Source organism: Nonomuraea sp. NPDC003560 (assembly GCF_042878785.1).
Classification (GTDB): Bacteria; Actinomycetota; Actinomycetes; order Streptosporangiales; family Streptosporangiaceae; genus Nonomuraea.
Window position 1 is genome coordinate 496,134 of record NZ_JBIAOF010000004.1, and the last position, 14,134, is coordinate 510,267.

The window sequence follows — 14,134 nt, forward strand, 5'->3', positions numbered from 1 at the left end:
GAATTGGAAGAACTTGCGAAAGAGCGTTACCGGAACCACATCCGACCCGTGACGCGCTGACCTCGCCGCACCTCAGATAACTGGCGTACCGGGAATCTGCAACTTTCCGAAACTTGCACTTGACCTGTCGCAAGGACGCGCGACATCCTGCACCAGACATCACGGACATCGGGGGAAGGAAAGCCATGCTCGGCAACGACGACTGGTGGCGGGACGCCGTCGTGTACCAGGTCTACCCCCGGAGCTTCGCCGACGCCGACGGCGACGGCACCGGCGACCTGAAGGGCGTGCGGGAACGCCTGGGCCACCTCGCGCGGCTGGGCGTGGACGCGATCTGGCTGAGCCCCTTCTACACCTCGCCCATGGCCGACGGCGGCTACGACGTGGCCGACTACCGGGACGTGGACCCGATGTTCGGCACGCTGGCCGACTTCGACGCCCTGATCGCCGAGGCCCACGAGCGCGGCATCCGGGTGATCGTGGACCTGGTCCCCAACCACTCCTCGGACCGGCACCCCTGGTTCCAGGCCGGCCTGCGCGACCGTTACATCTTCCGCGACCGGCCCAACGACTGGGAGTCGATCTTCGGCGGCCCGGCCTGGACCCAGGTCGAGGACGGCCAGTGGTACCTGCACCTGTTCGCGCCCGAGCAGCCCGACCTCAACTGGGACAACCCCGAGGTGCGCGCCGAGTTCCGCGACGTCCTGCGCTTCTGGCTGGACCGGGGCGTGGACGGCTTCCGCGTGGACGTGGCCCACGGCATGGTCAAGGCCGAGGGCCTGCCCGACGTGGGCCCGAAGGAGGGCCGCCAGGCCGAGATGCTGGGCGACGAGCAGGTGCCCTACTTCGACCAGGACGGCGTGCACGACATCTACCGGGAGTGGCGGCCGATCCTCGACTCCTACCCCGGCGGGCGGATGGCCGTCGCCGAGGCGTGGGTGTCCTCGCCCGAGCGGCTGGCCCGCTACGTCGGGCCCGACGAGCTGCACCAGGCGTTCAACTTCGAGTTCATGATGGCCGACTTCCACGCCAAGTCGTTCCGTACGGTGATCGAGAAGTCGCTGGCGGAGGCCGAGCTGGTCGGCGCGCCCACCACCTGGGTGCTGTCCAACCACGACAAGCCGCGCCACGTCACCCGGCACGGCGGCCTGGCCCGCGCCCGTGCGGCGACGCTGCTCATGCTGGCCCTGCCCGGCTCGGCCTACCTCTACAACGGCGAGGAGCTGGGCCTGCCCGAGGTCCTCGACCTGCCCGACGAGCTGCGCCAGGACCCGGCCTTCCGGCGCACCGGCGAGAGCCGCGACGGCTGCCGGGTGCCGATCCCGTGGACGAGCGAGCCGGGCTGCGGCTGGCGCGACCCGTGGCTGCCGATCCCGCCGTCGTGGACGCGGCTGTCGGCCGAGGCCCAGGAGCACGACCCGGACTCGACGCTGAACCTCTACCGGGCCGCGCTCCGGCTGCGCAAGCAGCACCCGGCGCTCGGCGGCGGCACGCTGCGGTGGCTGGAGGCCCCCGAGGACGTGCTGGCCGTCCAGCGCGACCCGGGCCTGGTCGTGATGCTGAACACCGGCGAGCGCACGGTCGCCCCGGTCGTGCCCGGCACGGTGCTGCTGGCCAGCGGCCCGCTGGCGGCCGACGGTTCCGTCCCGCCGGACACCACCGTGTGGATCCAGCGTTGAGGTTGGGGGAACCTTTCCCTTGACGCGGCATTTGGCGGCAATGACGGTTAGTAGTCTCGGGGAGTGCCACCCCTGTGGGCCCGCTCCCTGCGCGGACGCGTCACCCTCATCGCGACGGCCGTAGCCGCCCTCGTGCTGATCCCCGTGGGCGTCGCCGGGTGCATCGTCTCGCGTTCGCTGGTGACGGCCGGCGTCTACCGGGACACGCGGGACACCGCCGAGCGGGTGGCCTCCGAGATGCGCGCGGGCGGGCTGCCGCCGCAGGGCGCCACGATCCCGGTGCCCAACCCGTCCATCGACCTGATCCAGATCGTCGGCACCGACGGCCGCGTCCTGGCCAGCAGCGACGCGGCCAGGAACCTGCCGCCGCTCAGCGACGTGCGGCCCACCGCCGAGAGCCGGGTGGTCAACACCACCAACTGCCTGCCGACCGAGTGCGTGCACCTGTCGGCGGTCAAGGCCGGCATGTCGGAGGACTCCCCCATCGTCTACGCCGGCCGCAGCACCCCGGAGGTGCTGGCCTCGCAGACGCTGGAGGTGATCGTGTTCTCCCAGGTGGCGGTGCTGATCGCGCTCACCGCCTGGGCGACCTGGCTGGTCACCGGCCGCGCGCTGCGCCCGGTGGCGACCATGCGCGCCGAGCTGGACGCGGTCAGCGCCGGCGACCTGAGCCACCGGGTCACCCAGCCGGGCGGCGAGGACGAGGTCGCCATGCTGGCCAAGGCCGTCAACAACACGCTGGCCCGATTGGAACGTTCCGCGCTGCAGCAGCGCCAGTTCGCCTCCGACGCCTCCCACGAGCTGCGCACCCCGATCGCCGGGCTGCGCGCCCAGCTGGAGAGCGCCCAGCTCTACCCGGAGGACACCGACGTCGAGGCGCTGGTGGACAGCGCCCTGCGGGACACCGACCGGCTGGAGGCGATCATCACCGACCTGCTCCTGCTGGCCAGGATCGGCTCCCGGGTGGACGTGGCCAGGGAGCCGGTGGACCTGGCCCAGCTCGTCCGGCAGGAGCTGGCCGTGCGCAGCGACAAGCTGCCCACCCGGCTGGAGCTGACCGAAGGCGTGGTGGTCGAGGGCGTGCGTCTGCAACTGGCCAGGGTGCTGACGAACCTGCTGGACAACGCCCAGCGGCACGCCGAGACCATGGTGCGGGTCGTGGTCACCAGGGAGGCGGGCCCGGCCAGGGGCGGCACCGCCGTGCTGGCGGTGGAGAACGACGGCCAGGAGATCCGCGAGGCCGACCGCGAGCGCATCTTCGAGCGGTTCACCCGCCTCGACGCCGCCCGCAGCCGCGACTCCGGCGGCACCGGGCTCGGCCTGGCCATCGCCAGGGACGTGGCGATGGCCCACCGGGGCAGCGTGCGGGTGGAGGACCGTCCGGGCGGGGCGCGGTTCGTCCTGCGGCTTCCCGCCATCTGATGTCGAAAGCGTAGATTTCCGGCAGCCGGTTAGTGGATCATGCCCTCATGACGCAAGAAGTCCCCCAGGGCGTGGATCCTCACATCCCCAACACCGCGCGCATGTACGACTACTTCCTGGGCGGAAAGAACAATTTCCCGGCCGACCGTGAGCTGGCCGAGCTGGTGCTGAGCGCGATGCCGGAGGTCAGGGACGGCACGCGGGAGAACCGGCTGCTGATCGGCCGGGTGGTGCGGTACCTGTGCGAGCAGGGTGTCACCCAGTTCCTCGACCTGGGCTCCGGCCTGCCGGCCGCCGAGAACGTGCACGAGGTGGCGCTGCGGTACGCGCCGCAGGCCCGCGTGGTCTACGTGGACAGCGACCCGGTGGTGGCCGCCCACGGGCGGGCCCTGCTGGCCGGCCCCGAGCAGGTGGCCATGCTGCACGGCGACGTCCGGCGCCCGCGGGAGGTGCTGGACAGCCCCGAGGTGCGCGGGCTGCTGGACTTCGGCAGGCCCGTCGCCGTGCTCATGATGTTCCTGCTGCACCTGATCCCCGACACCGACCACCCGCAGGGCTTCGTGGCCGCCTACCGCGACGCGCTCGCGCCCGGCAGCTACCTGGCCCTGTCGCACGTCGGCACCGACCACGCGCCCGAGCGCGTGGCCCGCGTCAGCCAGTTCTACCGGCGGGCCAACGCGCCGTTCTGCCCGCGGCCGGGCAAGGAGATCGCCGCCTTCTTCGGCGACTTCGAGCTGATCCCGCCCGGTCTGGCCACGGGCAAGGGGCCGGAGCTCGGTTTCCCGTTCACCGACCCCGAGAGCCCGCCCTTCTACGACGACGACTTCGCCCGCATGGGGTACGCGGGCATCGGCCGCAAACCCTAGAGCGGCGAGCGCCGAGAGCCGGCGACCCTAGACGCGCGCGGCCTGCCGATCGGGCTCAGGCTCGGGGCGGTCGTCCTCCTCGTCGATCAGCGTGGACTCGTCGAACGGCGCCCGCCCGGCCAGCACCTCGGCGGCCCGCTCCCGGTCGAAGTCGCCGGTCCAGGTGCCGACCACGACGGTGGCCACGGCGTTGCCCGCGAAGTTGGTCAGCGCCCTGGCCTCGGACATGAACCGGTCGATGCCGACGATGAGGCCGACGCCGTCCACCAGCTCGGGGCGGTGCGACTGCAGGCCGCCGGCGAGCGTGGCCAGGCCCGCCCCGGTCACGCCCGCGGCGCCCTTGGAGGCGACCATCATGAACAGCAGCAGCGAGACCTGCTCGCCGACCTGCAGCGGCGCGCCGGTGGCCGAGGCGATGAACAGCGTGGCCATGGTGAGGTAGATGGCGGTGCCGTCGAGGTTGAAGGAGTAGCCGGTCGGCACGGTGATGCCGGCCACCGTCCGGCTCACGCCGAGGTGCTCCATCTTCGCGATCAGCCGCGGCAGCGCCGTCTCCGACGACGACGTGGACAGGATCAGCAGGAACTCCCGGCCGAGGTAGCGCAGCAGCGACCACAGGTTGACCCGGGCCACCAGCCACAGCAGCGCGCCCAGCACCACGCCGACGAACAGCAGGCAGGTGACGTAGAAGGCGATCATGATGATGGCCAGGCTCTTGAGCGCCTCGATCCCGGTGGCCCCCACCACGGCCGCGATGGCCCCGAACGCGCCGACCGGCGCGGCCCACATGACCATGGCCAGGATGCGGAACACCAGCCGCTGGACGTGCTCGACGCCGCGCAGGATCGGCGCGCCCCGCTCGCCCATGGCCTGCAGCGCGAACCCGGCCAGCAGCGCCACCAGCAGCGTCTGCAGGACCGAGCCCTCGGTGAAGGCCGACACCAGCGTGACGGGGATGATGCCGAGCAGGAAGTCGACCCCGCCGGTGGCCTCGCCCTTGGCCGCCTCGGCCTCGGCGGCCTGCCGGGCGGCGTCGGTCAGGTGCAGCCCGGAGCCGGGGTCGATGACGTTGCCGACCAGCAGGCCGATGACCAGGGCGACGGTGGACATCACCATGAAGTAGCCGAGCGCGAGGCCGCCCACCTTGCCGACCTTGGCGGCCTGGCGTACCGAGCCGATGCCGAGCACGATCGTGCAGAAGATGATGGGGCTGATCAGCATCTTGATCAGCGCCACGAACCCGGTGCCGAGGGGTTTGAGCTCCTTGCCCGCCTCCGGCCAGACGAACCCGACCAGGATGCCGAGCAGGACCGCCACGATGACGGCCAGGTACAGATATCGAGTGCGATCACGCATGAGGGGTCTCCACCGCTTGGGAAAAAGGGGCTGGTCGTGCGACTATGCGGCTCGCTGTGACCCACGTCACGATTGAGTAAGTTTCGTTCACGCAAGGGGGGCTCATGCGCCGCTGGAGCCTGGCGGGCCAGATGCTGGTCCTGCAATTGGTCGTGGTCGCGGTCGCCGTGACGGGCTGCGCGGTGCTCGCGCTGGTGCAGGCCCACCGCCTGCTCACCGAGGAGGCGGGCGCCACGGCCAGGGCCGTGGCGGTCAGCGTGGCCGCCGCGCCGGGCGTGGCCGCCGCCCTCGACGGCCCGGAGCCGACCCTGGTCCTGCAGCCGTACGCCGAACGGGTGCGCAAGGAGACCGGCGTCGACTTCGTCACCATCATGAAGCCGGACGGCACCCGCTACACCCACCCGAACCCGGCCGAGATCGGCCGGCGCTTCCTCGGCCACACCGGGCGGGCCCTGGCCGGCCGGACGTTCGTCGAGACCTACACCGGCACGCTCGGCCCCTCCAAGCGGGCCGTGACGCCCGTGTGGTCCGGCGGCCGGGTCCGGGGCCTGGTCAGCGCGGGCATCACGATCGACCGGATCAGCGCCCGGCTGCGCGACCAGGTCGCCTGGAGCGGCCTGGTCGCCGCCCTCGCGCTCGGCCTCGGCGCGGCCGGGACGTGGCTGGTCACCGTACGGCTGCGCCGCCAGACGCACGGGCTCGGCCCGGTGGAGCTGGGCCGCATCCACGACCACCACGACGCCGTCCTGCACGCCGTGCGGGAGGGCCTGCTGCTGGTCGGCGGCGACGGCACGCTGACGCTCTGCAACGACGCCGCCAGGCAGCTCCTGGACCTGCCGCCGGACGCCGAGGGCCGGCACATGGCCGAGCTGGGCCTGTCGGCGCTGCTGGAGGGCCACGAGGAACGCGTGCACCTGGCCGGCGACCGGGTGCTGGCCGTCAACGGCGCGGCCAGCAGGCTCGGCACGGTGGTGACCGTACGCGACCACACCGAGCTGCAGGCGCTGGCCGGGCAGCTCGACGCCGAACGCGGCTTCGCCGACTCGCTGCGCTCGGCCGCGCACGAGGCCGCCAACCGGCTGCACACCGTGATCACGCTGGTCGAGCTGGGACGCACCGAGCAGGCCGTCGCGCTGGGCACGGCCGAGCTGCGCGCGGCGCAGGAGCTGACCGACCGGGTGGTGGGCGCGGTGCGCGAGCCGGTGCTGGCCGCGCTGCTGCTCGGCAAGAGCGCCGAGGCGGCCGAACGCGGCGGCGAGCTGGTGCTCACACCCGACAGCGACCTCGACGACCTGGGCCTGGACCCGCGCGACCTGGTGACGATCGTCGGCAACCTGGTCGACAACGCCCTCGACGCGGCCACCCGGGTCGAGGTGCACCTGAGCGCTTACGGGGACGGGGTGGTGATCAGGGTGGCCGACGACGGGCCGGGGCTGACCGCGCCGGAGGCGTTCGCGAAGGGCTGGACCACCAAGGGCGACGGCCACGGGCTCGGGCTGGCGCTGGTCGGGCAGGCGGTGCGGCGGCTGGGCGGCACGATCGAGGTGGCCGGGTCGGCCTTCACGGTGCGGCTGCCGGTCCCGGAGCGGGTCCGATGAACCGGCCGGACACCGGGCCCGGAGCGGGCGCGGCGAGCCGGCCGGACGGGCCGGTCTCCGTGCTGATCGTGGAGGACGAGGAGATCACGGCCGAGGCCAACCGGGTCTACGTCGAGCGGGTGGCCGGGTTCGAGGTGGCCGGGGTGGCGCGTTCGGGCGGCGAGGCGCTGCGGTTCCTGCGCGGCCGGCCGGTCGACCTCATCCTGCTCGACCTGTACCTGCCCGACATGCACGGCCTGGAGGTGTGCCGCGCGGTGCGGGCCGGCGGGCTGCTGTGCGACGTCATCGCCGTCACCTCGGCGCGCGACCTGGCGACGGTGCGCTCGGCGGTGTCGCTGGGCGTCTCCCAGTACCTTCTCAAGCCGTTCACCTACGCGACCCTGGCCGAGAAGCTGGCGCGTTACGCCCGGTTCAGGCAGGACACCGGCGTGATCGTCGCCCAGGGCGACGTCGACCGGGTGCTCGGCACCCTGCGCGGCAGCTCCGAGCTGCCCAAAGGGCTGGCCCGCGACACCCTCGACGCCGTGTCGGCGCGGCTGCGCGAGCGGCCCGGCGGCAGCACCGCGCAGAGCGTGGCGCAGGCCGTCGGGGTGTCCCGGGTGACCGCCCGCCGCTACCTGGAACACCTGGTCGAGCTGGGGACGGCGGTGCGCGTGCCGCAGTACGGCGGGGTGGGCCGGCCAGAGTTGCTCTACCGGATCCCCATGGAAAGTTAATGGCGGTGACGCTGCCCGTTCAATCCGGGCCCTTAGCTTCTGGGTGCGATCCGATGCACTGAGGAGAAGTCACTTGCGAGTCCTGGCCGTTGTTCCCGCCCGCGGAGGTTCGGCGGGCGTTCCCCTGAAGAACCTCGCCCTGGTCGGGGGCGTCCCGCTGGTCACCCGCGCGGTACGGGCGTGCCTGCGGGCCGAGCTCGTCGACCAGGTCGTGGTCAGCACCGACCACCCGCAGATCGCCGAGACCGCCCGCGCGGCGGGGGCGACCGTGGTGGAGCGGCCCGAGGAGCTGAGCGGCGCGACCGCCTCCAGCGAGTCGGCCGTGCTGCACGCCCTGGACGCGCTCGGCGCGGACCCGGACGTGGTCGTCCTGGTGCAGTGCACCAGCGCGTTCATCGACCCCGAGGACCTGTCTGCGGCCGTGCGCAAGGTCCTGGACGGCGAGGCCGACTCGGTCGTGTCCGGGCTGCCGACGCACGAGTTCCTGTGGACGGCCGCGGGCGCGGGCGTCAACCACGACCCCGCCGTGCGGCCGCGCAGGCAGGACCGCGAGCCGCAGTTCCGCGAGAACGGCGCCTTCTACGTCATGCGCACCGCCGGCCTGCGCGAGCACGGCCACCGCTTCTTCGGCGAGGTCGCCGTGCAGCCGGTGCCGCCGCAGCACGCCATCGAGGTCGACGACCCCGAGGACCTGGAGCTGGTGCGCGCCCTGGCGCCGTTCATCGACAAGCCCGAGCCGATCGACGTGGACGCGGTCATCACCGACTTCGACGGCGTGCACACCGACGACCGTGCCTACATCGACTCCGACGGCCGGGAGATGGTCCTGGTCAGCCGCTCGGACGGGATGGGCGTCTCGCTGCTGCGCCGCTCCGGGGTCAAGGTGCTGGTGATGTCCACCGAGCAGAACCCGGTCGTGGCCGCCCGCGCCCGCAAGCTGGGCGTGCCCGTGCTGCAGGGCCTGGCCGAGAAGCGCATCGTGCTGCGCGACTGGCTGGCCATCGAGGGCCTGGACCCGGCGCGCGTGGCCTACGTCGGCAACGACGTCAACGATCTGGGCCCGATGGCCGAGGTCGGCTGGCCGATCGCCACCCCGGACGCGCACCCGCGCGTGCGCGCCGCCGCCCGCGTGGTGCTGACCAGGCCCGGCGGCTCCGGCGCGGTGCGCGAGCTGTGCGACCTGGTGGTGGCCGCCCGGCCCGAGCCGCCCGTCGCCGAGGTCAAGGCCCGGCCGCGGCTCGGCCCGGTCGCGATCGGCGACGTGCTGGTCGGCGACGGCGAGCCGGTGTACGTGATCGGCGAGATCGGCATCAACCACAACGGCGACCTCGACCTCGCCCGCCGGCTCATCGACGTGGCGGCCGACGCGGGCTGCCAGGCGGTCAAGTTCCAGAAGCGCACCCCCGCGATCTGCGTGCCCGAGGAGCAGAAGGGCCAGATCAGGCAGACGCCGTGGGGCGAGATGACGTACCTGGAGTACAAGGAGCGCACCGAGTTCGGCCACGACGAGTACCGGCAGATCGCGAAGTACTGCGACGAGCGCGGCCTGCACTGGTTCGCCTCGCCGTGGGACGTGCCGTCCGTGGAGTTCCTGGAGGACATGGACGTGCTGACGCACAAGATCGCCTCGGCCAGCGTCGCCGACCACGAGCTGCTGCGCGCCCTGGCGGCCACCGGCAAGCCGCTCATCCTGTCCACCGGCATGTCCACGCTGTCGGAGATCGACCAGGCGGTCGAGATCCTCGGCACCGACCGGCTGATCATGATGCACGCCACCTCCACGTACCCGCTGCCGCCGGAGGAGGCCAACCTGCGCACGATCACCACGCTCAAGGAGCGCTACGGCGTGCCGGTCGGCTACTCCGGGCACGAGCGCGGCCTGCAGATCTCGCTGGCGGCGGTCACCCTGGGCGCGGTCTGCGTCGAGCGGCACATCACGCTCGACCGCACCATGTGGGGCTCCGACCACGCCGCCTCGCTGGAGCCGTCGGGGCTGGAGCACCTCGTCCGGGACATCCGCATCATCGAGCAGGCCATGGGCGACGGCGTCAAGCGCGTCTTCCCCGGCGAGGAGGCGCCCAAGGCCCGGCTGCGCCGGGTGACCGTCTGAGTCATGACGCCGACCACTCTCTCCGTCGTCGTGCCGGTGCGTGACGGTGAGCGCTTCATCGCCGACGCGCTCACCTCGCTCGCCCGCAACGCCCGGCCCGACTTCGAGTTCATCGTCGTGGACGACGGCTCCGTTGACGCCACCCCGGACATCATCGCCGACTTCGCCCGCGACCTGCCCGGCCTGGCCGTGCTGCGCAATCCCGCCCCCGTGGGGCTGGCCGACGCCCGCAACACCGGGCTGTCGGCCGCCTCTGGGCGGTTCGTCACGTTCATGGACGGCGACGACTGGCTGGCGCCCGGCTACCTGGCCGGGCTGGTGGCGGCCATCGACGGGCTCGGCTGCGACTTCGTGCGCGTCGACCACGTCCAGGTGGAGGGGCGCAGGCGGGTGGTGCACCGGGCCCCGCTGTCGCGCCGCGGCGTCGTGCTCGACCCCCGCTCGGCGATCCTGCCGGCCGGGGAGCGGACCATGGTGGACTACCCGTACGCGTGGGCCGGGGTCTACCGGCGTTCGCTGCGGGACCTGCTGCACTTCCCCGGCTCGCTGCACACCGCCGAGGACCGGCCGTGGATCTGGCGGCTGCACCGGGAGGCGGCCACGTTCGCGGTGGTGCCGATGGCCGGGGTGTTCTACCGGCGGCTGGTGTCCGGGTCGCTGACACAGGTCGGCGACGAGCGGCAGCTGCACTTCTTCGACGCCTTCGAGCTGGTCCTCAAGGACCTGGAGCCGGAGTTCCTGCCCAAGGCGGCGCGCAACTTCTGCGCGCTGCTGGCCCACCACCTGGAGCTCGCGGGCCGGTTCACGCCCGCGCTGCGCGCCCGGTTCGAGGAGCGGGGCGCGCAGATGGTCCGCGGCCTGCCGCCCGCCCTGGTGGCCGACGCCGTGTCGCGGATGGCCGTCGAGCGGGAGGCCGTGCTGCGCGCCCTGGTGCCCGACATTCCCCCCAGCCCCCACGTCCGGATCCGCCGGGATCGGGAGGACTCCTGATGAAGGTCTTCTACGCCTCGACGCTGTTCGGCGCGATGTCGCTGGCCGCGGCCATCGACGACGGCCGCTTCGGCGCCGGCCGGCGCGTGCTGATCGTGTCGAACAACGCGGCGATCCCCGAGGTGTCGGTGCCGCTCGACGGCACGCCCGGCTTCGCCGCCCTGCGCTCGCGCTTCGACGAGGTGCACTCCTGGAACGAGCTGATCGCCCCGCTGCACCCCTCCGACTGGCGGGCGCGGATCATCGAGGTGCCGATGTTCGAGCGGCTGATCCGCTCCCACCTGGCGCTGGAGGACGTCGAGGAGCTGGTGCTGGAGTCGATCGCGGTGCCGCCCGCGCGCACGATCGCCGGCCTGGTGCGCGACTGCCCGATCACCGTCTACTCCGACGGCCTGATGAGCTACGGGCCGACCCGTGACCCGCTGCCCGCGGAGATCTCCCGCCGCATCGAGCGGCTGCTCCACCTGGACCTGGTGCCCGGCCTGACCCCGCTGCTGCTCAGCGAGTACGGCGTGCCGCCCGTGGTGCTGCCCGAGGAGCGCTTCCTCGCGGTCGTGGACGAGGTGGCCGCCACCGCCCCGGACCTGCGCGCCGGGCAGGCGGTCGTCCTCGGCCAGTACCTGTCGGCGCTGGAGATCGTCACGCCGGAGGAGGAGGCCGGGCTGCACGCCTCGATGCTGCGCGCGCTGGCCGCCCGCGGCTGCACCGACGTGGTGTTCAAGCCGCACCCGGCCGCCGGACGCCGGCACGCGCAACTGCTGCGCGCGGCGGCCGGGCCGCTGGGGGTGCGGCTGACGGTGGCCGGGGAGAGCGTGCCGGCCGAGGTGTGCTTCGCGACGCAGCGGCCCGAGCTGGTCGTGGGCTGCTTCTCCACCGGCCTGGTGACCGCCCGGCGCTACTTCGGCCTGCCGGTCGCCTCCTTCGGCACCGGCCTGGTGCTGGACCGGCTGACGCCGTACGAGAACAGCAACCGGGTGCCGGCCACGATCGTGGACGCGCTGCTGCCCCGGCTGAACGCCGACGGCGTGATCGACGAGCCGCCGCGCACGGACCTGCCCGCGCTGGTGCGCGCGGTCGGCTACTGCATGCAGGCCGACGCCTATCCCGAGCTGCGCCCGTCGGGCCCGGGGTTCGACGGGGCGTTCGACGGGCGCTACTTCAAGCGCAAGCGCCTGGAGACGCTGGGGCTGGCCGAGCCGCCCTCGGCGCTGTCCAGGCTGCGCAGGAAGATCAGGTCAGCGATCTGAGGTAGCGGCGCACCCGCCGCTTGGCCCGGTAGCCCGCCCGCAGCATCGTGGGCGGCACCTCCACCCGCAACCTGGCCCGGCGGCGGGCCGCGGCGTGCTCGGGGCCGTCCAGCAGCGAGCGGGCGGGCGGGCGGGCCCCGTCCGCGGCCAGGCCGGTCAGCAGGGCCGCCCAGTCGTCGCGGCCGGCCGGGTGGAAGTAGTTGGCCTCGCACCAGCGCGGCTCGGCCGTGCGGAAGTCGCCCAGGGCCAGGTCGTCGAGCGTGCCGAGCAGGCCGCTGCCCTCGAACACCAGGTTGATCATCTCGGCGCTGACGCCGAAGTCGCTCAGCACCAGCGACGGCACGCCCATGGCGACGGCCTCCAGCGCGGCCGTCGAGCTGACCGTGACGAACCCGGCCGCCCGCGACAGCTGCTCGTGCATCGACCCGGCCGCGAACGTCAGCCTGCCCGGCTCGCCCATCTCGCGCCACAGCCGCTGGTAGTGGTGGCGTTCGTTGTGGGTCTGGCGTTCGTGCTCCAGGGCGCGCAGCTTGACCACGACCTCCAGGCCGGGGCGGCGGGCGGCCAGCTCGGCCAGCGCCGTCAGCACCCGTTCGCGCTCCTCCCGCGCCCGCGGCACCTTGGCCTGGGTGGCGAACACGACGCGGTCGCCGCCGCCGGACACCGCGCCGGGCCGCAGGAACGGCAGCCTGGCCAGTCCGACCGCCCCTCCCCCGCCGAGCCGGCCGGCGATCTCGGAGAACTCGGCCACCTCCCGCTCGCTGTGCACCACGAACAGGTCGCAGCCGCTGCGGAACAGCCACGCCTTCTCCGTGGCCGGCACCGAGATGCCGGGCAGCCCGCTGACGAACACCGGCCGTGCCCGGCCCGCCGGCCGCAGCCCGGCCAGCACGTCGGCCACCAGGACGTCCACCACCGGGCCCGTGCAGCCCACCAGGATCGCGTCGGGGCGGGTGCGCTCGGCCAGGCGGCGCAGCGAGCGCGCCGACAACACCGGGGGCGCCGCGCGCCCGCCCACCGCCGCCGCGATCTGCTCCGGCGAGGGCGCGATCGGGGTGCGCACCACCACCAGCTCGCTCTCGCAGCCCGCGGGCAGGTCGTCGAGCAGGCAGGCCGCCCACTTCAGATACGAGTCGGAGTCGGCTATCGCCAGCACCCTCACCTGGAAGCTCCTGTCAAATGCGATCGCAGGCCGGGGGCCGCCCTGCTCGTCCACCAGTCGTCGGGAACGTCCACCGGCTCGACCTCGACGCCGCGCGGGCCGAGCAGCACCCGCAGCGAGGTGATCGCGGTCGAGGGCAGGCTGAGCACCCGCTGCCCGGCGTCGAGGCCGCGCAGCGTCAGCTCGGCCGGCACGCCCGCGTCGTGCACGGTGATGCCGGGACGTTCGCCGATCAGCGCCAGGTCGACGGGGTCCTCGCGGCGGTGCGGGTAGTAGGCCAGCGGCTCGCGTCCGGCCAGGTCGGTCAGCCAGCGCAGGTAGTGGTCGCGGTGGACCAGCCCGTTGCGGACCAGGGACGTGCCGAGGACGACCGTGCGCTCGGCGGGCCCCTGGGCGCTCGGCGGCTGGGCGCGCAGCCAGGCGAAGTCGTGGCGGACGAGGTCCACGCCCGCCCCCCGGACGGCGGCGGCCAGCTCGTCGGGGACGGGCAGGGCGGTGAAGACCGACACCCGGCTCATCCGCAGCCGCAGCGCGGCGGCCAGGCCGAGCAGGGCGCGCGCCCGCGAGGGGGTCGCCCGGGCCCGCAGCAGCGGCCGGAACGGCCCGGCGGCCAGCAGTTCGAGCAGCCTGAGCGTGGCCAGGCCGTCGTCCACGACGACGATGCGGCCGGGGTCGGAGGTCAGCCAGCGCATCTGGACCTTGCCGGAGAACGCGTCGCCCACGGCCTGGACGCGGCGCGGCATGCGCTCGCGCGGCTCGTCCAGCACCAGGCCGGCGGGCAGGTCGAGGCGGCGCAGCTCCTTGCGGGTGGCGCGCAGCGGACGCAGGCCGGCGCGCGGCACGACCACGGTGTCCGGGCCGAGCAGCCCGGCATGGTGGGCCTCGACGGCGCACAGCATCTGGAGCGGAGACTCCACCCAGGCCGACGCCTGTCTGACCACTCTGTTTCCCCCAGCCGGTGGATGGCCTTGCACGACCCGCCTCAAGG

11 protein-coding genes are annotated in these 14,134 nt (G+C 73.4%); 8 read left to right on the forward strand and 3 right to left on the reverse strand.

The window, feature by feature from the left end; genetic code table 11:
* Positions 1-185 precede the first annotated feature (185 nt).
* The 3 genes from ACFYUV_RS18470 to ACFYUV_RS18480 all read left to right on the forward strand — a co-directional run bounded on the left by ACFYUV_RS18470 (position 186) and on the right by ACFYUV_RS18480 (position 3,967).
* Positions 186-1,679, forward strand: a complete 1,494-nt coding sequence (locus ACFYUV_RS18470; protein ID WP_387669821.1) for a glycoside hydrolase family 13 protein — start codon at positions 186-188, stop codon at positions 1,677-1,679.
* Between the two features lie 63 nt (positions 1,680-1,742).
* Entirely contained in the window at positions 1,743-3,101 is a 1,359-nt protein-coding gene (locus ACFYUV_RS18475; protein WP_387669823.1) for a sensor histidine kinase, read from the forward strand.
* 47 nt (positions 3,102-3,148) lie between these two features.
* Positions 3,149-3,967, forward strand: a complete 819-nt coding sequence (locus ACFYUV_RS18480) for an SAM-dependent methyltransferase (RefSeq protein WP_387669824.1) — start codon at positions 3,149-3,151, stop codon at positions 3,965-3,967.
* 27 nt (positions 3,968-3,994) lie between these two features.
* Here ACFYUV_RS18480 and ACFYUV_RS18485 read toward each other — a convergent pair whose 3' ends face one another.
* Complete coding sequence (locus ACFYUV_RS18485; protein ID WP_387669825.1) at positions 3,995-5,323, reverse strand: cation:dicarboxylate symporter family transporter; 1,329 nt, start codon at positions 5,321-5,323, stop codon at positions 3,995-3,997.
* Between the two features lie 104 nt (positions 5,324-5,427).
* On the opposite strand from ACFYUV_RS18485, the gene ACFYUV_RS18490 reads away from it, so the two are divergent.
* From ACFYUV_RS18490 to ACFYUV_RS18510, 5 genes are all read left to right on the forward strand, one after another.
* On the forward strand, positions 5,428-6,921 hold the full coding sequence (locus ACFYUV_RS18490) for an ATP-binding protein (protein ID WP_387669827.1): 1,494 nt from the start codon (positions 5,428-5,430) through the stop codon (positions 6,919-6,921).
* On the forward strand, positions 6,918-7,637 hold the full coding sequence (locus ACFYUV_RS18495; RefSeq protein ID WP_387669829.1) for a response regulator: 720 nt from the start codon (positions 6,918-6,920) through the stop codon (positions 7,635-7,637). The genes ACFYUV_RS18490 and ACFYUV_RS18495 overlap by 4 nt, the downstream gene beginning before the upstream one ends.
* A 73-nt stretch (positions 7,638-7,710) precedes the next feature.
* Positions 7,711-9,747, forward strand: a complete 2,037-nt coding sequence (locus ACFYUV_RS18500; protein ID WP_387669830.1) for an N-acetylneuraminate synthase family protein — start codon at positions 7,711-7,713, stop codon at positions 9,745-9,747.
* A gap of 3 nt (positions 9,748-9,750) precedes the next feature.
* Positions 9,751-10,737, forward strand: a complete 987-nt coding sequence (locus tag ACFYUV_RS18505; RefSeq protein ID WP_358293003.1) for a glycosyltransferase family 2 protein — start codon at positions 9,751-9,753, stop codon at positions 10,735-10,737.
* Positions 10,737-11,984, forward strand: a complete 1,248-nt coding sequence (locus ACFYUV_RS18510) for an alpha-2,8-polysialyltransferase family protein (RefSeq protein WP_387669832.1) — start codon at positions 10,737-10,739, stop codon at positions 11,982-11,984. The genes ACFYUV_RS18505 and ACFYUV_RS18510 overlap by 1 nt, the downstream gene beginning before the upstream one ends.
* Here ACFYUV_RS18510 and ACFYUV_RS18515 read toward each other — a convergent pair.
* Both ACFYUV_RS18515 and ACFYUV_RS18520 read right to left on the reverse strand, forming a co-directional pair.
* The gene (locus ACFYUV_RS18515; protein WP_358293008.1) at positions 11,968-13,146 is read right to left on the reverse strand and encodes a DUF6716 putative glycosyltransferase; all 1,179 of its coding nucleotides are present in this window, start codon (positions 13,144-13,146) and stop codon (positions 11,968-11,970) included. The two genes, ACFYUV_RS18510 and ACFYUV_RS18515, sit on opposite strands and share 17 nt — an antisense overlap.
* On the reverse strand, positions 13,143-14,087 hold the full coding sequence (locus ACFYUV_RS18520) for a hypothetical protein (protein WP_358293011.1): 945 nt from the start codon (positions 14,085-14,087) through the stop codon (positions 13,143-13,145). Before ACFYUV_RS18520 ends, ACFYUV_RS18515 begins: the two co-directional genes overlap by 4 nt.
* Positions 14,088-14,134: the final 47 nt, after the last annotated feature.